Here is a 19508-nt window from a genome sequence, read left to right as displayed (position 1 = left end):
GTTTTTGAAAGTGACCGTCTCATGAGCAAGAACTGGCGCCCGGCTACCCAACTCGTCCACGGCGGAACGACCCGCTCCCAATACGGAGAGACTTCCGAGGCGATCTTCCTGACGCAGGGTTTTGTTTACGAAACCTCGGAAGCGGCGGAAGCGCGCTTCAAGGGCGAGACCGAGGGCTTCATCTATGCGCGCTACGGCAGCCCGACGAACGACATGTTCGAGAAGCGCATGTGCATGCTCGAAGGGGCAGAAGATGCGCGCGCCACGGCCTCCGGCATGGCGGCGGTCTCGGCCGCCGTTCTGTGCCAGGTGAAAGCAGGGGATCACATCGTTGCCGCCCGCGCCCTCTTCGGCTCCTGCCGCTGGGTCGTGGAAACGCTAGCGCCCAAATACGGCGTCGAATGCACGCTGGTCGACGGCCGCGATCTGGAAAATTGGGAAAAGGCCGTTCAGCCCAATACCAAGGTCTTCTTCCTCGAAAGCCCGACCAACCCGACGCTCGAGGTGATCGACATCGCCGGCGTGGCCAAGCTCGCCGACCAAGTCGGCGCCAAGCTTGTGGTCGATAATGTCTTCGCCACTCCCCTTTTTCAGAAGCCGCTGGAACTCGGCGCCCACGTCGTCGTCTATTCCGCCACCAAGCACATCGACGGCCAAGGCCGCTGCCTCGGCGGCGTCGTGCTTTCCGACAAGGAATGGATCGACGAAAACCTGCATGATTATTTCCGGCACACGGGTCCGGCCATGTCGCCCTTCAACGCCTGGACGCTGCTCAAGGGCATCGAGACGCTGCCGCTCCGCGTAAAGCAGCAGACCGAGAACGCCCGCCGCATCGCCGACTTCCTCGCTGAGCAGCCGCAGGTCGCCCGTGTCATCTATCCCGGCCGCAAGGACCATCCGCAGGCGGATATCATCGCCAAGCAGATGAGCGGCGGCTCGACGCTGGTCGCCTTCGAGCTCAAGGGCGGCAAGGAGGCAGCCTTCGCCCTTCAGAACGCGCTGGAGATCATTCGCATCTCCAACAATCTCGGCGACTCCAAAAGCCTCATCACGCATCCGGCGACGACGACCCACAAGAATCTCTCCGACGAAGCGCGCGCCGAGCTCGGCATTTCCGCCGGAACTGTACGGTTCTCGGCCGGCATCGAGGACAGCGAAGATCTAGTCGAGGATTTTGCGCGGGCCTTGAGGACCGTAAAAGGCTGATCGGCCGCATCGCAAACAATGAACCGCCCGTGCGAGCGCGGGCGGTTTTTCAGTGCCGGTCGCGAAAGGTCTGGCCCGCGAGAACGACCCGCGACAGAGCCGTATAAAGGCAGAGGAAGGCGAAAATCACCGCCAGCATCGGGAACCAGCCGGGAAAGAGACAGGAGGCTAGAAAGAAGGCAATGGTTTCGGTCGCCTCCGCAAGCCCCGTCGTGAAGTAGAGCGACTTCGCGCCGCGCACCTCGCTCGTCATTGCCCGCTTCTCGGCCATAATGGCATAGGCGAGGAAGCTCGAGCCGTTGACATAGAACGAAAAGAGCAGCAGTCCGCCGGCAAGGCCGTTGGCGCCGGGATCAGCGATGATAAAGGCGAACGGAATGGCGCCATAGAAGACGAAGTCAAGGACGATGTCGAGGAAACCGCCGAAGTCGGTCTTGCGGCTCGCGCGCGCGACCGCTCCATCGAGGCCGTCGCACAGGCGGCTGACGAGGATCAGGACGGCGCCCGCAAGATAGTATTGCCAGGAAATGAGAAAGGCTGCCGCAAGGCCGAGGCAGAGGCCGGAAATCGTTACGGCATCGGCACTTACGCCGCGGTTCGCGAGTGCGATGCCGAGCCGGTTCAGAATGGGTTCCAGCCGCCTGCGCACTGCGCCGTCGAGCATCGTCCTGTGCCTTCCGTGAAATTTGAATGCGATTCGTGTAATCTTGCCGTTATTCTTGACGAAACCTTATTGCTGTAGAATACCCGAACAGATTTGGAACAGGGCATTGCACATGTATCGCGCACTCACTCGCGACATAGAAGTCACGGTAGAGCCGTACTACCTGGAAGAACAGTCGGATCCCGATGACAGTCGTTATGTCTGGGGCTACCGCATCGTAATATCGAACCACTCAGAAGTCGCGGTTCGCCTAATGACCCGCTACTGGCACATTACCGATGAGAACGGGCAGGTTGACGAAGTGAGCGGTCCGGGCGTCATCGGCGAACAACCGCTGCTCAATCCGGGCGATACATATGAATATTCGTCCGGTTGCCCGCTGGACACGCCGTCCGGCGTCATGTTCGGTCACTACAGCATGGAAGCGGAAGACGGAGAAACCTTCAACGTGGCGATCCCCGCCTTCTCGCTCGACTCGCCCGGGCTTGTCCGCACCCTCAATTGAGGCGCCTATTGGGGCCGGACTTCACTCGCCTCGAAGCGGTAGGTGGTGGAGCAGAATTCGCAGGTGACCTTGATCAGGCCATCCTCGATGCTGCTCTCGATATCGTCGCTGCCGAGCCCCGCCAAGACGTTGCGAATCTTCTCGCGCGAGCAACTGCAGCGATCATAGACCGCCTGAGGCTGATACACGCGAACGCCGCGCTCATGGAACAAGCGATATAGCAATCTTTCGGTGCCGACCATCGGATCGGTGAGCTCGTCGGTATCGATCGTCTCGACCATCACCTTGGCTTCCGCCCAGAGATCGTCCTCCTCGAACAGACCTTCGTCGTCACCCTCGTCGCCATCACCCCCCGGCAGGTCCGGCTGGCGCATCCGCTCCAGCGCGTCGGGCAGGAACTGCGCCACCATGCCGCCGGCGCGCCAGCGGTGCCGCGGCTTGCCGTTCTCGTCGCGATCCAGGAGTTCGGCGACGCCGAGACGTACTTTGGTCGGGATCTGTTCCGACTGGCGGAAATAAACCCCTGCAATCTCCTCGAGCGTCGCACCGTCAAGCTCGACGATACCCTGATAGCGCTGCATATGAGCGCCCTGGTCGATGGTAAACGCGAGGATGCCATTTCCGAGAAGCTGGTGCGGCTCCGTGCGCCCCCCCTGCTCAGCCGCGGCCAAAGCCTCGTCGCTATAGCGCGCATAGGCGCGGACACGATCCGGCGTCGAAAAATCTGCGACGACGAGATCGACCGGCCCGTCGCTCTGCGTCTGCACGATCAGCTTGCCCTCGAATTTCAGCGATGTGCCGAGCAGGACAGTCAGTACAACTGTCTCGGCGACGAGCCGCGCCACGGGCAGCGGATAGTTGTGCCGCTCCAAGATAGCGTCCAGCATCGGTCCGAGCTGGACAGCCCGGCCGCGTACGTCCAGTTCTTCGACCTGGAAGGGCACGACATGGTCGTCACCGGCAAAATCGAACTCACCAAGTCCCGGTGCTGTTTCTGTCATCGCTTGCTCCTTGTGTCCGGGCGAGGGCCGCGCCGAAAACACTGACGTGCCCCGGCGCAACCTGCCCGTTATCTTATTTGATCCCGCTGTGAACGGATTTGTCCAGAAGGTCTGTGCATCTCGCCGAGGCGCTCGCAAACGCGCTGTCGCCAAATCGCACAGTGGTAAGCGGTCCTAAGCGGCAATCGCCGCAACCGCCCATGCCGCCTAGATCGTGTCGCGGCACTGCGAATTCAATAGCCTTTCCGTGCCGCCCCGATCGCGGCGGCGTTCTCCGGACGATCCAATGCCGCCTCAGACGATGCCCATGCACCAGGCGATGATCGATTTCTGTGCGTGCAGCCGGTTCTCCGCCTCGTCGAAAACCACGGACTGCGGGCCATCGATGACTTCGTCGGTGACCTCCTCTCCACGATGTGCCGGCAGGCAATGCATGAACAGGGCGTTCGGCGCGGCGTGTTTCATCAGCGCTTCGTTGACCTGATACGGCTGGAAGACGTTGTGCCCGCGGGCGCGGTGTTCCTGGTTCATCGACACCCAGGTGTCGGTGACGACGCAATCGGCGCCCGCGACGGCCTGCTCCGCCTCATGGCAAAGCAGGATCTCGCCGCCGTTGTTGCGCGCCCAGTTGAGGAACTTGTCCCCGGGCTCGGAGCCGAGCGGCACGGCCATGTTCATCCGGTAGCCGAAGCGGGCCGATCCCTCGATCAGCGAGTGGAGCACGTTGTTGCCGTCGCCCGTCCAGGCGATCGTCCTGCCCTTTACCGGCCCGCGGTGCTCTTCAAAGGTCATGATGTCGGTCATGATCTGGCAGGGATGCGTGTCGTCGGTCAGCCCGTTGATGACCGGCACGGTCGCGTGCTCGGCCAGTTCCAGCAGCCGACGATGATCGGTCGTGCGGATCATGATTGCATCGACATAGCGCGACAGGACCTTGGCCGTATCTCCGATCGTCTCGGCCCGGCCGAGCTGCATTTCGGTCCCGGAGAGAAACAGCGTCTCGCCGCCGAGCTGACGCATGCCGACATCGAAGGAGACGCGCGTACGCGTGGACGGCTTCTCGAAAATCATCGCGAGCATCTTGCCGGCGAGCGGCTTTTCGGCCGTTCCGGCCTTGGTCGCCGTCTTTCGGACGCGGGCATCGTCGATGATCGTCCGGAGGTCGGCGGCCGTCATGGCCGAGAGATCGAGAAAGTGTCTGGTGCCAGTCATAATACTGTATTTCCTGTGGTAAAAACCGGGAATCGATCACGCTTACGGGTCTGATTCAACCCGAACGCAGCATAACCTAGGCTGCGGCATTGCCGCTTTTGCTTCTCACCGCTTCGGCGGCGCGCTCGATCCGTGCCAGCCCTTCTCGGGCCTCCGCCGCGGTCGTAATCAGCGGCGGCAGCAGGCGCAACACGTTTTCGCCCGCCGGAACGGCAAGCAGCTTCTCGGCCCGGATCGCCTGCAGCAGGTCGGCGGACGGTATCTTCGCCTTGATGCCAAGCATCAGCCCGTCTCCGCGAATGTCCTCGATCACGTCCGGGAAGCGATCTTTTAGCGAAGCGAGGCCCTGGCGGAAGACGAGTGCGACGTCGCGAACATGGTCGAGAAAACCCTCCGCCAGGATGACGTCGAGAACCGCGTTACCGACTGCCATTGCCAGCGGATTGCCGCCATAGGTGGAACCGTGCGTACCGGCCACCATCGCGACAGCCGCCTCGTCGGTCGCAAGGCAGACTCCAAGCGGGAAACCGCCGCCGATTCCTTTCGCGACCGCCATGATGTCCGGCCGGATACCGGCCCATTCATGAGCAAAGAGCTTGCCGGTACGCCCGACGCCGCACTGGACCTCGTCGAGGATCAACAGAAGGCCGAATTCGTCGCAGAGCGCGCGCAGCTCCTGCAGAAACTCCTTCGACGCCAGGCGAATACCACCCTCGCCCTGGATCGGCTCGATCAGGATCGCTGCCGTCTCGTCGGTGATCGCATCCTTGACCGCGGCGAGATCGCCGAACGGCACCTGATAGAAGCCCGGCGCCTTCGGTCCGAAACCTTCGATGTACTTCTGCTGACCGCCGGCGGCGATCGTCGCAATCGTGCGGCCGTGGAAGGCGCCCTCGAACGTGATGATGTGGAACTTTTCCGGGTGCCCCTTGGCGAAATGATAGCGGCGCGCCGTCTTGATCGCACATTCAAGCGCCTCCGCGCCCGAATTGGTGAAGAACACCCGGTCCGCGAAAGTCACCGCCGTCAGCCGACGCGCCAGGCTCTCTTGCCCCGGAATCTCATAGAGATTGGAAAGATGCCAGACCTTCTCGGCCTGTGCCTTCAACGCCTCGACAAGATGCGGATGGGCATGGCCGAGCGAATTGACGGCGACGCCGGCGGCAAAGTCGAGATAGCGCGTGCCGTCTTCTGCGATCAGCCAAACGCCTTCGCCTCGCTCGAAACGCAACGGCGCGCGCAAATAGGTGTCGTAGAGCGGCGTTGTTGCGGCCATGGCGAACTTCTCCTTCCGATCTGTCGGCATTTGCTATCGGACATATCCGGTCCGATAAAATCAAAAATGCCGCCTTGCGGCGGCGCAGGCACTATTCCCATTTCACGCCGCAATGTCAACAAAACCAAGGCTTGCAGCCGCTTCGCCGGCGCCGATTCCGCAGCGCGAAAAAATCGCTCGGCAGGGCTTGCAAAAATGCAACGGTCCGACAGCAAGTTGGGGAAAAGTGCGAAAACGATTCGGCGCGATTCCCGCGACTCTTGCCACGGAGTCACCCTGCCAGTAGGTTAATATTCAATTACTAGACGCATGCGGCGGACCTAGTCACCAAAAGTGTTATCGCGTTGTAACTCCGGGATTTTTCCGGAGGCCGGTGATGGATTCTGCCATCCCAACGCCGAGAACGGAGAGTGCAGATGAACTGGACTGACGAGCGGGTGGAGAAACTGAAGAAGCTATGGTCCGAGGGCCTAAGCGCCAGTCAGATTGCGGCGCAGCTGGGTGGTGTCAGCCGCAACGCGGTCATCGGCAAGGTGCACCGGCTGAGCCTGCCGGGCCGCGCCAAGGCCGGCGGCACGACTGCCGCGGCTCGTCCGAAGCGGACCACATCGGCACCCCGCGCGCCGAACTATGCCGCGCGCGTCACCACCCGGACCGTCACCCGCACTGCCGGCGCAACCGTGCTCAAGGAGGAAGTTGCGGTCGATCTGGTGGCCGACCAGAATCTCGCCCTCGCTCCGAACGTTGTTGTGCCGATGTCGCGCCGCCTCGAGCTGACGCAACTCACGGAGCGCACCTGCAAGTGGCCGATCGGCGACCCGTTGAAGGAAGAGTTTCACTTCTGCGGCAACGACTCACCGGAAGCCTCGCCCTATTGCAGCTATCATGCGCGGCTCGCCTATCAGCCTTCCGCCGAGCGCCGGCGTATCCGCTAGGATTTCGCAAAGTCAAACGAAGAGGGGCCATGCGGCCCCTTTTTCTTACCTACGGCGCCGTTCAGACGCACAAAGGTCGCTGCGGCACTCTGAACTGCTGCATGGTTTTATCCTTAGATCGGCTCCGATTTAAGGACCACGCAGTAGAGCTGATGAGGGAAGAACTCAGCCTTCCAGCGAATAGCCTGCGCCGCGCACCGTTCTGATCACATCGGGCATATTGGAGAAGTTCAGCGCCTTGCGCAGGCGGCCGACATGCACGTCGACGGTGCGTTCATCGACATAGATGTCATGTCCCCACACGCCATCCAGCAATTGCGAACGGGAGAAGACACGCCCCGGCGAGGACATCAGGAACTCCAGCAGACGGAACTCCGTCGGCCCGAGGCGGACTTCGCGGCTGCGGCGATGAACGCGGTGCGTTTCGCGGTCGAGTTCGATATCTCCACAGCGCAAAAGCGTCGAAAGCACCTCGGGCTTGGCCCGCCGCAGCATCGCCTTGACCCTGGCCATCAGTTCCGGCGTCGAAAACGGCTTGACGACATAGTCGTCGGCCCCGGTCGCCAAACCCCGCACCCGCTCGCTTTCCTCGCCGCGCGCCGTCAGCATGATGATCGGCAGACGTTCCGTCTCGGGTCGTTGGCGCAGCCTGCGGCAAAGCTCGATGCCCGAGACGCCGGGCAGCATCCAATCGAGGATCAAAAGGTCGGGCAAGCGTTCCTGCAGGCGGATTTCCGCCTCGTCGCCACGAAGGATCGTATCGACTTCGAAACCTTCGGCCTCGAGATTGTAACGCAGCAGCACGCTCAGCGCTTCCTCGTCCTCGACAACTGCTATCTTCGGCAACATTCAGCTACGACTCCTTACCTGGACCACGATGAGTTGGGTCGAAACAACAAAAATCACGATCGGTCCTCATAAGTTGGAGCGGGATGCGGGCGGAAAACCGCGCATGCTTGTCCTCATCCCGCTGGAACGCGAGTGCCACGGCAGTGCGGTGCGGAAGCGCGACCGGAGCAAGATTGACGCATGCCCCGTGGCACGCTCAGCCGCGCTCAGTCGGTGACCGAACCCAGCGTCGAGGTCGTGTCATCCTTCGGCCGTTCACCCACCGGCTGGGCACCCGTCGCCATGTAGTAGATCGTTTCGGCGATATTCGTTGCATGATCGCCGATGCGTTCAATGTTCTTGGCGCAGAAAAGAAGATGCGTGCAAGGCGTGATATTACGCGGATCTTCCATCATGTACGTGAGCAACTCACGAAACAGCGAGGTGTAGATCGCGTCGATCTCCTCGTCCCGCTCACGGATGCTGTTTGCCTTTTCCGGCGAACGCGAGGCGTAAACGTCGAGAACTTCCTTGAGCTGGACCAAAGCAAGCTCGGCCAGGTGTTCGAGACCGCGGGCGAGCTTGCGCGGGATTCCGGAGCCGGCGACCGCGATGACGCGCTTCGCAGTGTTCTTGCCGAGGTCGCCGACCCGTTCCAAATCCGCCGCGATGCGAATGGAGCCCATGATCTCGCGGAGATCGGAGGCGACCGGCTGGCGCTTGGCGATGGTGATGATCGCCTTTTCGCCGATCTGACGCTCCGCGTCGTCGAGCATCGCGTCATCGGAAATCACCTTCTGGGCCAGTGCGAGGTCGGAGTTCACCAGCGCTCGGACGGAATCCGCCACCATCTGCTCGGCGAGGCCTCCCATTTCCGAAATACGGCGCGTCAGGTATTTCAGTTCTTCGTCAAAGGCGGACATAATGTGCGTGGACATGGTCGGCGATCCTTGCAGGCGCGTTCAGGTTTTGCGTTCGGACGTGGCTCCGGCATCAGCCGAAGCGGCCCATGATGTAGTCCTGGGTGCGCTGGTCATCCGGATTGGTGAACATCTTGTCGGTATCGTTCTCCTCGACGAGGTTGCCGAGGTGGAACATGGCGGTGCGCTGCGAAACGCGTGCGGCCTGCTGCATCGAATGCGTCACGATGACGATCGTGAAATTGGCGCGCAGCTCGTGGATAAGTTCCTCGACCTTGGCCGTTGCGATCGGGTCGAGCGCCGAGCACGGCTCGTCCATCAGGATCACTTCCGGGCTGACGGCAACCGCGCGCGCGATGCAGAGGCGCTGCTGCTGGCCCCCGGATAGGCCGGTACCGGGCTCATGCAGACGATCCTTCACTTCGTTGAAGAGACCCGCCTTCTGCAGGCTCGTTTCCACGACCTCGTCGAATTCCGCTTTTGTGCGGGCAAGACCATGAATGCGGGGGCCGTAGGCGACATTCTCGTAGATCGACTTCGGGAACGGGTTCGGTTTCTGGAATACCATGCCGACGCGGGCGCGGAGTTCAACGACATCGATGCTCGGATCGTAAACGTCGTCTTCGTCGAGCGTGATCCTGCCGCTAACCCGGCAATTCTCGATCGTGTCGTTCATCCGGTTCAGGGTGCGCAAGAAGGTCGACTTGCCGCAGCCGGACGGGCCGATCAGGGCCGTGACCGTGTTTTCGCGGATGTTTAGATTGACGTCGAAGAGCGCGCGCTTCTCGCCGTAATAGACCGACACATCCTTGCCGATCATCTTGTAAGGCACTGTGTTCATTTTCAGGTCCAGAGCTTTTTCCACTTTAGCTTCCGACAGCATGTTCATAGTCCTTACCCCACTACCAGCGGCGCTCAAAGCGACGCCTCAACAGAATTGCGCCGAGATTCATGAACACCAGGAAGATCAGGAGAATAATGATCGCCCCCGACGTCCGTTCCACGAAGGCACGCTCCGCCTCGTTCGCCCACATGTAGATCTGCACGGGCAGCGCCGTGGAGGGCTCGAGCGGCGAGCCCGGATAGTCCACCACGAAGGCGACCATGCCGATCAGCAGCAACGGCGCCGTTTCGCCGAGCGCGTGCGCCAGGCCGATGATCGTGCCGGTCAGGATGCCGGGCATGGCGAGCGGCAGTACATGATGGAAGATCGTCTGCATCCTCGATGCGCCGAGGCCGAGCGCGGCGGCACGGATCGACGGCGGCACGGCCTTGAGCGCCGCGCGCGTCGCGATGATGATCGTCGGCAGCGTCATCAGCGTCAGCACCAAACCGCCGACGAGCGCAGCCGAACGCGGCATCCCGGCGAAGTTCACGAAGACGGCGAGACCTAGAAGGCCGTAGACGATCGACGGCACGGCCGCGAGATTGTTGATGTTGACTTCGATCAGATCGGTGAGACGGTTCTTCGGCGCGAACTCCTCGAGGTAAATAGAGGCGGCCACGCCGATCGGCAGCGACAGAACGAGAACGATCAGCATCATGTAGAGCGAGCCAATGAGCGCCACGCCGACGCCGGCCGCCTCCGGACGGCTCGATGCCCCGAAGGTGAAGATGCCAGTGTTGAAGCTTTTCTTCAGCACGCCCGCCTCGGCGAGCTGGTTCATCCAGGCAACCTGCTGGTCCTTGACCTTGCGATTGGATTCGTTCACCGACAGGTCGATCTGGCCTTTGAAGGCGGAGTCGATGTTCGCTTCGGCAAGCAGCGTTACCGGCACCGTCTTGCCGATAACCGACGGATCGGCAACGACGAGATCGCGCAACTGTGTCCGGGCACTCGCCGAGACCATGTCGGTCGCCTGCTTGACCAGCGGCCGCTTCTTCGGATCGATGCCGAGCTGCTTGACGAGGGCGTCGCGAACGAGCAGCGGATAATTCGCCGTCAACAATTGCTTCGGATCGGTCGCTCGCTCGTTCTTCGGATCGATCACTTTTTCGGAAAATTCGATCGGCAGCGTGATCGTCGTCTGCAGAAAGGCGGTGTAACCCTTCGAAACAACGGTCGAGAGAAGCAGCGCCAGAAAGAAAAGCCCGAGCACGATGGCGCTGAGGCCATAGACGCGGAACCGGCGCTCTGCGGCATAACGGCGCTTGATGCCGATGTCGCGGCGGGTCTCGGCCGGCCGGGTGGAGACCCTCACCGGAGGCGAAACAAGGTCGGTCATTCGTACTGCTCCCGGTATTTGCGGACGATATAGAGCGCGTAGATGTTGAGGCAAAGCGTGATGACAAAGAGCGTGATGCCGAGCGCAAAGGCGACCAGCGTCTGCGGCGAGGTGAACTCGAGGTCGCCCGTTAGCTGATGGACGATCTTGACGGTCACCGTGGTCATCGGCTCGAAGGGATTCAGTTGCATGCGCGCAGCGACACCTGCCGCCAGCACAACGATCATCGTCTCGCCGACGGCGCGGGAGGCGGTCAGCAGCAGCGCGCCGACGATGCCGGGCAGCGCGGCGGGGAGAATGACCTTCTTAACTGTCTCCGAGCGCGTGGCGCCAAGGCCAAGCGAACCGTCCCGCAGCGCCCGGGGAACCTGGGTGATGATGTCATCGGAGAGCGACGAGACGAAGGGGATGAGCATGATGCCCATTACGATGCCGGCGGTAAGCACGCTCTGCCCCTGGATGAAGTTCTGGTAGTTGCCGGTGAGGAGGCCGTTCAATTGCGCCGAGATGTCGCGCAGGAACGGGCCGACCGTCACGAGCGCAAAGAAACCGTAGACGATCGTCGGGATGCCGGCGAGCACCTCCAGAAGCGGTTTGGCCGTCGAACGCAGCCGCGGGCTTGCATATTCGGCCATGTAGATCGCCGCGAACAGCCCGATGGGAACGGCAAACAGCATGGCGACGAAGGCGATGTAGAGCGTGCCCGCAAGAAGCGGCAGCAGGCCGAACTGGCCCGACGCGCCGCCGCTGCCGGCCGCGGCGAACCGCGGGTCCCATACCGTGCCGAAGAAGAATTCCGTAGGTGACACCATGCTGAAAAAGCGACCCGCCTCAGAAAGCATCGAGCCGGCGATGCCAATCGTCGTCAGGACGGCGATGGACGACGCGACGATAAGGGCGGCGAGCATGACGCGCTCCACCTGATTGCGGGCGCGGAAGCGGGTGCTGATGTTGCGGACCGCATAAAGGCCGCCGGCAAGGGCGACGAGAAGCACGACGGCGCTCATCAGCCAACGGCTGTAGGTGCTTATCGTATTGAACCGCTGAGCGGCCTTGAGCATGTAGGACTCACCTTCGCCGGCAAGCGCTATACCCTTGGCAGCGAGCGTCTCACGCAGGTTGGCCGAGCCATTTTCGAGAGCTGCCGTTTCCGCCGCGGTCAGGCGGTCGAGGCCGGCGGCTACGGACTTCACCTGACCGAGAGCAAGCTGGACCGTTGCCCCACCCTGGCCTTGCACCGCGTCCGGAAAGGTCGCACGAACGCTGTAATCGACGTAAAGGGGCGAGGCGATCAGCCATGCGGCGAGCACGAGTGTCGCCGGCAACACAGCCCAGATCGCGACGTAACTGCCGTGATAGCCCGGCAGAGAATGCAAACTCGCAAGCTTGCCGTTCGACCGCGCGAAGGAGCGCGCGCGTCCGGCAAAATACGCAATGAAACCGATCAAAACAATAATCAAAAGAAGGAGCGAAGTACTCATCGGCACATCTCCCCGGCAATGTCATCGCCGGCAATCAAAATGAGCGCATGCCCCGGCGCAGCAGCACATGACTGCGCCGGGGCGTATGTTCAATCAGAGCATGTTGCCAGCTTCGAAGGACTTACGGATTTCCTCACGTTCGGCGTCCGGTGCGGCAACCAGACCGTAATCGGCGAGCGGGCTGTCGGGGCCGATCATCTGATCATCGATGAAGAACTCAACATATTCCTTCAGGCCCGGAATAACTCCGATGTGGGCCTTCTTCACGTAGAAGAACAGCGGGCGAGATACCGGATATTCGCCGGAAGCGATCGTTTCGGTCGAAGGAACGATGCCGTTGACCGTCGCGACTTTCAGCTTGTCGGCATTGTTCTCGTAGAAGGAGAGACCGAAAACGCCGATGCCGCTCTTGTTGGATGCGATGCGGGCCAGCGTCTCGGTGTAATCTCCGTCGATGTCGACGGCCATGCCGTCCTTGCGGACAGCGACGCATTTGCTGTGCTGCTGCTTTTCATCGCTGACTGCGGCCTTGATCGCATCCTTGGCACCGGAGTCCTTGCAGCCTGCAGCGAGGATCTTTTCCTCGAAGACTTCGCGCGTGCCGTGCTTTTCACCGGGGATGAATGCGGCGATTTCCGCATCCGGCAGCGAGGCGTCGATCTCGGACCACTTCTTGTAGGGGTTGGCGGCGAGCTTGCCGTCGACGACGACCTCGGCAGCCAGAGCCTTGTAGAGATGTTCCGGCTTCAGCGCGAGGTCGGCATTGCCGGCGTCGGTGGCGAAGACGATGCCGTCATAGCCGATCTTGACTTCCTGAATTTCGGTCACGCCGGCGGCCTTGCAAGCCTCGACCTCGCTGTCCTTGATCTTGCGCGAGGAATTGGCGATGTCGATCGTGTCCTCGCCGACGCCCTTGCAGAACTCCTTCAGGCCGGCGGAAGAGCCGCCGGACTCGACGACCGGGGTCTTGAAGTCGGGGAACGTCTCGCCGAAGGTCTCGGCGACGATCTTTGCGTAGGGAAGAACGGTCGAGGAGCCAGCGACCTGGACCTGGTCGCGAGCCGCCGCAGCGCCCGCGAACGCGGCGGATGCAACCAGCGCCGCTACAGTGAGTTTAAGAGCTTTCATAGATGTTCTCCCGGAATGGGCTCGTGTTGGTGCGCTCGAGGTTATAGCGCTCTCTTCGCCGTTTGATCGGCTGCCACTTGTTAGCCGCCGATGGCTACACCTTTTATGTCAATTCCGTGAAACATTTGTGACAGCCTATGTCACTGACGAAACTTTATAATTTCAATCTCTTGCGGATGTCGGCGGGTTTTTGTGTCAAAAACGCACCGTAAAGACCGTGCCCTTGCCGACCTCCGAATGAATGAGCAGGCGGGCCCGGTGGCGCGTCAGGATATGCTTGACGATCGCAAGCCCCAGGCCCGTTCCTTTTTTGGACCGGCTCGCCTCGACATTAACCCGATAAAAACGTTCGGTAATTCGCGGCACGTGCTCGGCCGGAATGCCCGGACCATAATCTGTGACCATCACCTCGGTCTGCTTGCCCTCGCCGCCGGTCAAACGCACGTCGACTTTCTTTCCCTCCTGTCCATATTTGCAGGCGTTCTCGATCAGGTTCTCGAAAACCTCGATCAGTTCGTCTCGGTCGCCTTGGACGAAGACCGGCGCTTCCGGCACGTCGAGGGAAATGGTTACATCGAGCTCTCTTGCGAGCGGGACCAAGCTGTCACGCACGTGCCCGAGCAGCGGAATCAGATCGACGGTATCCTCCGGGGCGATGTGCGACTTAAGCTCAAGCCGCGACAGCGACAACAGATCGTCGACGAGGCGGCTCATGCGGGTGACCTGCTCGTGCATGATGCCGAAGAATTTCTCCTGGGCCTTCGGATCGTTGCGTGCCGGGCCCTCCAGCGTCTCGATAAAGCCGCGAAGCGAGGCAAGCGGCGTGCGCAGCTCATGACTGGCATTGGCGACGAAATCGGACCGCATGCGATCTATGCGGCGCGTCTGCGAAATATCGCGATAGGTGAGCAGGAAGACGCGCCGGCTCGAACCATCGGCTCCAAGATCGGCGGGCGCCACCCTGACGATGTAGACGGCATCGGAGGGGAGCCGCTCGGTGTGTTCGATCTGGTTGACCTTGCCGGTTGCGATCGTCTCTCGCACCATGTCGAGAATGCCGGGAGAACGGACGCGCGCGGAAAGGTAGCTATCCTGCGGAATGGTGCCGAAGGCTTTTTCGGCTGCGATGTTCTGGAACAAAACGGTCTCGTCTTCGGCCACCACGAGCACAGGCATGTCGAGCGCATTCAGCAGGGGAACCAGCGGGTCTTTCCGCTTCTCCGCGGTCGTAACGACGCCCGCCGGGAGCGGCGGCTCCGACGGCGCGCCTCGACTGAGGAGTGCCGCGACGAGCACAATCCAGAACGGAAGAATGGCCAGGATGTGAATACCGGCGAGAGCGGCGAGAAGAGCAAGTACGGCCGACAGAGCAAGGACCCAGCGTTCCGCCTTTAGCCTCGGCAGCAGGGTTCGCCAAAACGCCTTAGCACCATCCAATACCATACCCTCACTGCTCAAGTCGCCGTCTCCCGCGGATCAAATGGTATTGGCTTGAAGCCAGATCATCAGCGTGGCTGACGCCAGCGAGCTGGAGTGAAACCTCGGCGAAAATCGCTCATGTTTTCTCCTCTCGCGCCGGCCACGAAGGCAGAGAGATAGCGGTGCTTCATGACATGATTTTCACGACGTGCTTGAATCCGCAACGTAAATATGGCCTCCTCCGGAGAAATCGACCGGCGGCGGAGGAAAGCGAATGGCAAGCGAAGTGCTGGCGGCCAAGCCTGAAAGCAGGGCGGTCGAGCTTGAGATCGGCGGCAGCAGCCGGGTCTTCGATATCGACAACCCGGAATTGCCGAAGTGGATCGACGACGAAGCCTTCTCCTCGGACGACTACCCCTACAAGAGAAAACTCGACGAGGAGGAATACGAAGAAACGCTGACGAAGCTGCAGATCGAACTCGTCAAGGTCCAGTTCTGGATGCAGGCCACCGGCAAGCGGGTGATGGCCGTTTTCGAGGGCCGCGATGCGGCGGGCAAGGGTGGCGCCATCCACGCAACGATGGCCTACATGAATCCCCGTTCCGCTCGCATCGTCGCGCTCACCAAGCCCACCGAGACCGAGCGCGGCCAGTGGTATTTCCAACGCTATGTGGCGACCTTTCCGACCGCCGGCGAATTCGTGCTGTTCGACCGCTCCTGGTACAACCGCGCCGGCGTGGAGCCGGTAATGGGCTTCTGCACGCCGGAGCAATACGAGCATTTTCTCGAGGAGGCCCCCCGCTTCGAAAAGATGATTGTCCACGAGGGCATCCATCTCTTCAAATTCTGGCTCAACATCGGCCGCGAGATGCAATTGAAGCGGTTCCATGATCGCCGACACGATCCGTTGAAGATCTGGAAGCTGTCTCCGATGGATATCGCCGCCTTGAACAAGTGGGACGACTACACGGACAAGCGCGACCGGATGCTGAAGGAAACGCATACCGACCACGCTCCATGGACCGTCATCCGCGGCAACGACAAGCGCCGGGCGCGGATCAACGTGATCCGACACATGCTGAAAAACCTGGACTATGAGGGCAAGGACAAGGCGGTAATCGGTGAGGTCGACGACAAGGTCATCGGTTCCGGGCCGGGTTTCCTGAAGTGACTTGCGGCAATCGGCTCTGAGAAATCAGAACGCGATTGCGGGGGACAGCACGGCATTATTCTCCCGGCAGCATGCGGACCGCGAAAATATTCAGGCTATTGCCTGCGCCGCCGAGATCGCTGTTGATCACCAGTCTGCCCGGGCTGTTTGGTGCGGAGCTCTGTTCAAAGGTGACCTTGAAAAGCATGTCCAGCCTTTCGTCGTGCGCGGTGAAGCGATGACGGCCGCAGTCGCCGAGCGTCGAGAAGTCGCATTCGACCGAGAATTCCGTCGTCTTGCCGGGCATTGCCTGAACGGTCAACGCCAGCGTCGACGATTTGCCCGAGAGCTGGGCAAGGAACTCGGCGGGGATTTCGACGGCAACGTCACCATCCTCCGTGGGCACGGCTGACGTGATCCGCACGCGACGCCCGCCGCCGTCATCAACCGGCTCCGCCTTCGCACGAGCGCCCGGCTTGACAGCCGCCGCATCTGCGGCGGTGAAAATCTCGATCCAATCACCGGAGAACCCTTCCTGGGCCGCGAGGTTCTGCAATCCTGTCGCCCCGTCGAAATCCTCCGTCTCAACGGTCGCCGGCGGGTTGGCCACGTTCGTGTCGCGCTCGGCCGGAGATTTCAGCAGATCGTTCGTCTGAACCCACCAGACGGCGGCCCCGGCTGCTGCAGCAAGCGTCGCGACGACCATCACGAAGGAAAGAAAACGACCGCGTCTGCGTTTGCGCGGGCGCTTGTCCGTGACGCCCAAATCCGGCGCGATCTGGCCGGGCTTCCCGGCTTCGGCTGCTTTTCCGCTGTCGGCGGCCGGGCGTGTCGAGACCATCGGCCCGTCACGATCCGGACGCAACGCCGCAAGACCGCTATCGCCCTCGACAGGCCTGCGCCTTGTTGCGCTGAACTCCGGTTCTCGCCGCGCCGCGGCGGAAGCCGCCGCACCGGCCGAACTACCTTCCGTGGCAGCGGCCTTGCCGTTCGCGACCCCCCCGCCGGCCACCGGGGCGGCAGCGGCGCGCGCCTTCAATGCTGCACGCTCTTCCGTTTCGATAGCGTGAATGACCGCTTCAAGCCGGTGGCGTTGCCGGGCGATCACGTCGGGATCTTCGATCTGCTGCTTCTGCAGGCCGTTTTCCAGTGCCTGGCGGGCCGACTGGTAGATACGCGCACGGACTTCCGCATTGCTCCGGTCCGACCGTTCCAGTGCATTCCTGATCGCAGTCTCGAGTCCGCTCACATCAAATCCTTCTGTGCATCGAAGCCGTCGGGCAATCCACGTCGAACGTGCTCCTTCCAGCGGTATCCTACGGGCCAGTGTTTCTTCCCGCTGCACGCCGTTGGTTTTGTTAACGATTGGGTAACCGCTGCTTTCGGAATCTGCAAGTCCGACGGCACGTTCGGCTGGTCTTCTGCGGGGAAAACACGAGCGAGGCCGCACAAGGAGAGAAGTTCCCGGTCTTTGCAAGCGCTCCGGTTACTGTTATCACTTTTGACGTTTACGGAAACGTCAAAGCCAAGGATGGAGAATTTCGATGCCGTTGCCGCCTGTTCTATCCGGAACGACGAGATTGCCGGTTATCGGCGCGCCGCTTTTCATCGTCTCGCATCCCCGGTTGACGATTGCGCAATGCAAGGCCGGCGTCGTCGGTGCCTTTCCCGCGCTCAACGCCCGTCCGCAATCGCAGCTCGACGAATGGCTGGCGGAGATTACGGAATCGCTCGCCGGCCACGACGCCGGGCATCCGGACCAACCGGCGGCGCCTTTCGCCGTCAACCAGATCGTCCACAAATCGAACGCCAGGCTCGAACAGGACCTGATGCTCTGCGTCAAATACAAGGTGCCGATCGTCATCTCGTCGCTTGGCGCGGTCCCGGAAGTGAACGATGCCATCCACTCCTATGGCGGCATCGTCCTCCATGACGTCATCAACAACCGTCATGCCAATTCGGCGATCCGCAAGGGCGCGGACGGGCTGATCGCGGTGGCCGCCGGCGCCGGCGGCCATGCCGGAACGCTCTCGCCCTTTGCACTGGTCCAGGAAATCCGGGCGTGGTTCGATGGGCCGCTCCTGCTCTCGGGCGCGATCGCCACCGGCGGCGCCATCCTAGCAGCGCAAGCGATGGGGGCCGACATGGCCTATATCGGTTCCCCGTTCATCGCCACCGAGGAGGCGCGAGCGAGCGACGCCTACAAGCAGATGATCGTCGACAGCGACGCCGCCGACATCGTCTATTCCAACTATTTCACCGGCATTCACGGCAACTACTTGAAGGCCTCGATCAGCGCGGCCGGGATGGACCCGGACAAACTGCCGGAGGCCGATCCTTCCAAGATGGATTTCGGCAGTGCGACCGAAGGCGCCAGGGCGTGGAAGGACATCTGGGGCTGCGGCCAGGGCATCGGCGCCGTCCGCGAGATCACGACCGTCGCGCAACTGGTCGACCGTCTCGAACGGGAATATGAAGCGGCGCGGGCCCGCCTTGCGCCCGGTTCCCCTCGCGACCTTCGCCCGGCCAAGGAATTTTCAAGTTCTCGAAACTGATGGCTTGAATTATTGGCGCTTTGCGTTTATCAGCGCCTCACATTCGTTCCGCGGCTCTTCCGCGGAACCGCCCCAGGGCCGCTTTAGCTCAGTCGGTAGAGCACATCATTCGTAATGATGGGGTCAGGTGTTCGAGTCACCTAAGCGGCACCATTAATTTTCAAGCACTTAGCGCGAGATACCCGATCGGCTCAGTTGCGCCAGTAAGCACATGGCAGGCGGCAAGTCGCGAATTAGCGGGAATGTTTCGCGTATCTGCCATGATGGAGACGTGGCCATGGCGCGCAAAAGATGTCAGCGGCCAGAACAGACCCGCCGGAGACTGTCCAGGGTCGCGGCGTGTAGCTGTTAATAATGCCACAATCATCGCTTGCACAGCCAAAAACAGGAGAGTATGCCTCAACTTAGTTCGCCTGCTGAGAGGGACAGGAGTCGAGTACACGTGCAAGCTAGGATTATTATTGCGTGGTTACTCACCGTATTGTCTACGGCGGACACCTTCGCTGCACCGAGAAGAAATTCATGGGATCCAAACTGCTCACCGGTTTTTGAAGCGTATGCCGCCACCAGGTCGACTTACCGCTACAGCCAGGTGTTCTACGAAGTCAAATCTGACGGGACCCTCAAGTCCCACGGGGAGGCTCGCTTCACGGAAACGGCAGTCTACGACCGAAATCTGACCTCCGCGCGCAACAAATGGGTCGTGTCTCGTCGGACGGGCTGGTCGTTATGGGATAATTTTGGCCCCAAATTTGCGGGGTGCAAATTGGTTGCCGAGAGCGACGGCACATCTGAATTTGGACGCCGCTACACAGCGACCTGGTATGGATTTCCGTATGAAGCGGATGCCGAGATTTGGCTCTCTCGTGATGGAAAGACTATGGCCAAGGTCCTGCGGCGATATCGGACGAAGTGGGAGTTTCCGTTCCCGAACGTTTTGGAGGTTATGAATCTCGATCCGGCGAGTGCGGCTGAACCTCAAGGTGTGGCGCCACCTGACTGA

The 19508-nt window shown here is 61.3% G+C and carries 18 protein-coding genes and 1 tRNA gene; 7 read left to right on the top strand and 12 right to left on the bottom strand.

The genetic code is table 11. The features are described from left to right. Positions 1 to 21 precede the first annotated feature (21 nt). The gene (locus PYH37_RS13645) at positions 22 to 1206 is read left to right on the top strand and encodes an O-succinylhomoserine sulfhydrylase (protein WP_280735473.1); all 1185 of its coding nucleotides are present in this window, start codon (positions 22 to 24) and stop codon (positions 1204 to 1206) included. 49 nt (positions 1207 to 1255) lie between these two features. On the opposite strand, the gene PYH37_RS13640 is transcribed toward PYH37_RS13645, so the two are convergent. Then, positions 1256 to 1870 carry a CDP-alcohol phosphatidyltransferase family protein gene (locus tag PYH37_RS13640; RefSeq protein ID WP_280735472.1) on the bottom strand — a complete coding sequence of 205 codons (615 nt, stop codon included), beginning with the start codon at positions 1868 to 1870 and terminating at the stop codon, positions 1256 to 1258. Positions 1871 to 1982: 112 nt separating this feature from the next. On the opposite strand from PYH37_RS13640, the gene apaG reads away from it, so the two are divergent. Then, positions 1983 to 2375, top strand: coding sequence for a Co2+/Mg2+ efflux protein ApaG (apaG, locus tag PYH37_RS13635; protein WP_280735471.1), 393 nt, complete (start codon positions 1983 to 1985; stop codon positions 2373 to 2375). A 5-nt stretch (positions 2376 to 2380) separates the two neighbouring features. Here apaG and PYH37_RS13630 read toward each other — a convergent pair whose 3' ends face one another. From PYH37_RS13630 to PYH37_RS13620, 3 genes are all read right to left on the bottom strand, one after another. Further along, complete coding sequence (locus PYH37_RS13630; protein WP_280735470.1) at positions 2381 to 3376, bottom strand: Hsp33 family molecular chaperone; 996 nt, start codon at positions 3374 to 3376, stop codon at positions 2381 to 2383. Positions 3377 to 3670: 294 nt separating this feature from the next. After that, positions 3671 to 4588: an ornithine carbamoyltransferase gene (gene argF / locus PYH37_RS13625; protein ID WP_280735469.1), complete on the bottom strand. Its 918-nt coding sequence runs from the start codon at positions 4586 to 4588 to the stop codon at positions 3671 to 3673. A gap of 76 nt (positions 4589 to 4664) precedes the next feature. Beyond that, positions 4665 to 5864, bottom strand: a complete 1200-nt coding sequence (locus tag PYH37_RS13620) for an aspartate aminotransferase family protein (RefSeq protein ID WP_280735468.1) — start codon at positions 5862 to 5864, stop codon at positions 4665 to 4667. 416 nt (positions 5865 to 6280) lie between these two features. On the opposite strand from PYH37_RS13620, the gene PYH37_RS13615 reads away from it, so the two are divergent. Continuing rightward, a complete protein-coding gene (locus PYH37_RS13615; RefSeq protein ID WP_280735467.1) occupies positions 6281 to 6799 on the top strand; it encodes a GcrA family cell cycle regulator in 519 nt (172 codons plus the stop codon). A 165-nt stretch (positions 6800 to 6964) separates the two neighbouring features. On the opposite strand, the gene phoB is transcribed toward PYH37_RS13615, so the two are convergent. From phoB to phoR, 7 genes are all read right to left on the bottom strand, one after another. Beyond that, on the bottom strand, positions 6965 to 7648 hold the full coding sequence (gene phoB / locus PYH37_RS13610) for a phosphate regulon transcriptional regulator PhoB (RefSeq protein WP_026613340.1): 684 nt from the start codon (positions 7646 to 7648) through the stop codon (positions 6965 to 6967). 206 nt (positions 7649 to 7854) lie between these two features. Further along, positions 7855 to 8565 carry a phosphate signaling complex protein PhoU gene (gene phoU / locus PYH37_RS13605; RefSeq protein ID WP_280735466.1) on the bottom strand — a complete coding sequence of 237 codons (711 nt, stop codon included), beginning with the start codon at positions 8563 to 8565 and terminating at the stop codon, positions 7855 to 7857. Between the two features lie 55 nt (positions 8566 to 8620). Further along, entirely contained in the window at positions 8621 to 9436 is an 816-nt protein-coding gene (pstB, locus tag PYH37_RS13600; protein ID WP_280735465.1) for a phosphate ABC transporter ATP-binding protein PstB, read from the bottom strand. Between the two features lie 13 nt (positions 9437 to 9449). Next, a complete protein-coding gene (gene pstA / locus PYH37_RS13595) occupies positions 9450 to 10772 on the bottom strand; it encodes a phosphate ABC transporter permease PstA (protein ID WP_280735464.1) in 1323 nt (440 codons plus the stop codon). After that, complete coding sequence (pstC, locus tag PYH37_RS13590) at positions 10769 to 12253, bottom strand: phosphate ABC transporter permease subunit PstC (RefSeq protein ID WP_280735463.1); 1485 nt, start codon at positions 12251 to 12253, stop codon at positions 10769 to 10771. The genes pstA and pstC overlap by 4 nt, the downstream gene beginning before the upstream one ends. Positions 12254 to 12346: 93 nt before the next feature. Beyond that, positions 12347 to 13381, bottom strand: coding sequence for a substrate-binding domain-containing protein (locus PYH37_RS13585; RefSeq protein WP_280735462.1), 1035 nt, complete (start codon positions 13379 to 13381; stop codon positions 12347 to 12349). Positions 13382 to 13576: 195 nt separating this feature from the next. Further along, on the bottom strand, positions 13577 to 14839 hold the full coding sequence (phoR, locus tag PYH37_RS13580) for a phosphate regulon sensor histidine kinase PhoR (protein ID WP_280735461.1): 1263 nt from the start codon (positions 14837 to 14839) through the stop codon (positions 13577 to 13579). Between the two features lie 235 nt (positions 14840 to 15074). Between phoR and ppk2 the strand changes: the two genes are divergently transcribed. After that, positions 15075 to 15971, top strand: coding sequence for a polyphosphate kinase 2 (gene ppk2 / locus PYH37_RS13575; protein WP_280735460.1), 897 nt, complete (start codon positions 15075 to 15077; stop codon positions 15969 to 15971). A gap of 55 nt (positions 15972 to 16026) precedes the next feature. Here the strand turns inward: ppk2 and PYH37_RS13570 are convergent, their stop codons facing one another. Then, positions 16027 to 17199, bottom strand: coding sequence for a biotin transporter BioY (locus tag PYH37_RS13570; RefSeq protein ID WP_280735459.1), 1173 nt, complete (start codon positions 17197 to 17199; stop codon positions 16027 to 16029). 295 nt (positions 17200 to 17494) lie between these two features. On the opposite strand from PYH37_RS13570, the gene PYH37_RS13565 reads away from it, so the two are divergent. From PYH37_RS13565 to PYH37_RS13555, 3 genes are all read left to right on the top strand, one after another. Next, on the top strand, positions 17495 to 18505 hold the full coding sequence (locus PYH37_RS13565) for an NAD(P)H-dependent flavin oxidoreductase (RefSeq protein ID WP_280735458.1): 1011 nt from the start codon (positions 17495 to 17497) through the stop codon (positions 18503 to 18505). A 77-nt stretch (positions 18506 to 18582) separates the two neighbouring features. Next, positions 18583 to 18658: transfer RNA gene (locus tag PYH37_RS13560), tRNA-Thr, on the top strand. Positions 18659 to 18947: 289 nt separating this feature from the next. Beyond that, positions 18948 to 19508: a hypothetical protein gene (locus tag PYH37_RS13555; protein WP_280735457.1), complete on the top strand. Its 561-nt coding sequence runs from the start codon at positions 18948 to 18950 to the stop codon at positions 19506 to 19508.

The organism is Sinorhizobium numidicum, assembly GCF_029892045.1.
In the GTDB taxonomy this organism is placed as follows: Bacteria; Pseudomonadota; Alphaproteobacteria; order Rhizobiales; family Rhizobiaceae; genus Sinorhizobium; species Sinorhizobium numidicum.
This window is presented reverse-complemented; position numbering and strand designations above follow the sequence as displayed.

Excerpts from the sequence above, each read along its gene's own strand:
- PYH37_RS13645 (WP_280735473.1), top strand. The coding sequence starts at position 22 with ATGAGCAAGAACTGGCGCCCGGCTACCCAACTCGTCCACGGCGGAACG.
- PYH37_RS13640 (WP_280735472.1), bottom strand. The coding sequence starts at position 1,870 with ATGCTCGACGGCGCAGTGCGCAGGCGGCTGGAACCCATTCTGAACCGG.
- apaG (WP_280735471.1), top strand. The coding sequence starts at position 1,983 with ATGTATCGCGCACTCACTCGCGACATAGAAGTCACGGTAGAGCCGTAC.
- PYH37_RS13630 (WP_280735470.1), bottom strand. The coding sequence starts at position 3,376 with ATGACAGAAACAGCACCGGGACTTGGTGAGTTCGATTTTGCCGGTGAC.
- argF (WP_280735469.1), bottom strand. The coding sequence starts at position 4,588 with ATGACTGGCACCAGACACTTTCTCGATCTCTCGGCCATGACGGCCGCC.
- PYH37_RS13620 (WP_280735468.1), bottom strand. The coding sequence starts at position 5,864 with ATGGCCGCAACAACGCCGCTCTACGACACCTATTTGCGCGCGCCGTTG.
- PYH37_RS13615 (WP_280735467.1), top strand. The coding sequence starts at position 6,281 with ATGAACTGGACTGACGAGCGGGTGGAGAAACTGAAGAAGCTATGGTCC.
- phoB (WP_026613340.1), bottom strand. The coding sequence starts at position 7,648 with ATGTTGCCGAAGATAGCAGTTGTCGAGGACGAGGAAGCGCTGAGCGTG.
- phoU (WP_280735466.1), bottom strand. The coding sequence starts at position 8,565 with ATGTCCACGCACATTATGTCCGCCTTTGACGAAGAACTGAAATACCTG.
- pstB (WP_280735465.1), bottom strand. The coding sequence starts at position 9,436 with ATGAACATGCTGTCGGAAGCTAAAGTGGAAAAAGCTCTGGACCTGAAA.
- pstA (WP_280735464.1), bottom strand. The coding sequence starts at position 10,772 with ATGACCGACCTTGTTTCGCCTCCGGTGAGGGTCTCCACCCGGCCGGCC.
- pstC (WP_280735463.1), bottom strand. The coding sequence starts at position 12,253 with ATGAGTACTTCGCTCCTTCTTTTGATTATTGTTTTGATCGGTTTCATT.
- PYH37_RS13585 (WP_280735462.1), bottom strand. The coding sequence starts at position 13,381 with ATGAAAGCTCTTAAACTCACTGTAGCGGCGCTGGTTGCATCCGCCGCG.
- ppk2 (WP_280735460.1), top strand. The coding sequence starts at position 15,075 with ATGGCAAGCGAAGTGCTGGCGGCCAAGCCTGAAAGCAGGGCGGTCGAG.
- PYH37_RS13565 (WP_280735458.1), top strand. The coding sequence starts at position 17,495 with ATGCCGTTGCCGCCTGTTCTATCCGGAACGACGAGATTGCCGGTTATC.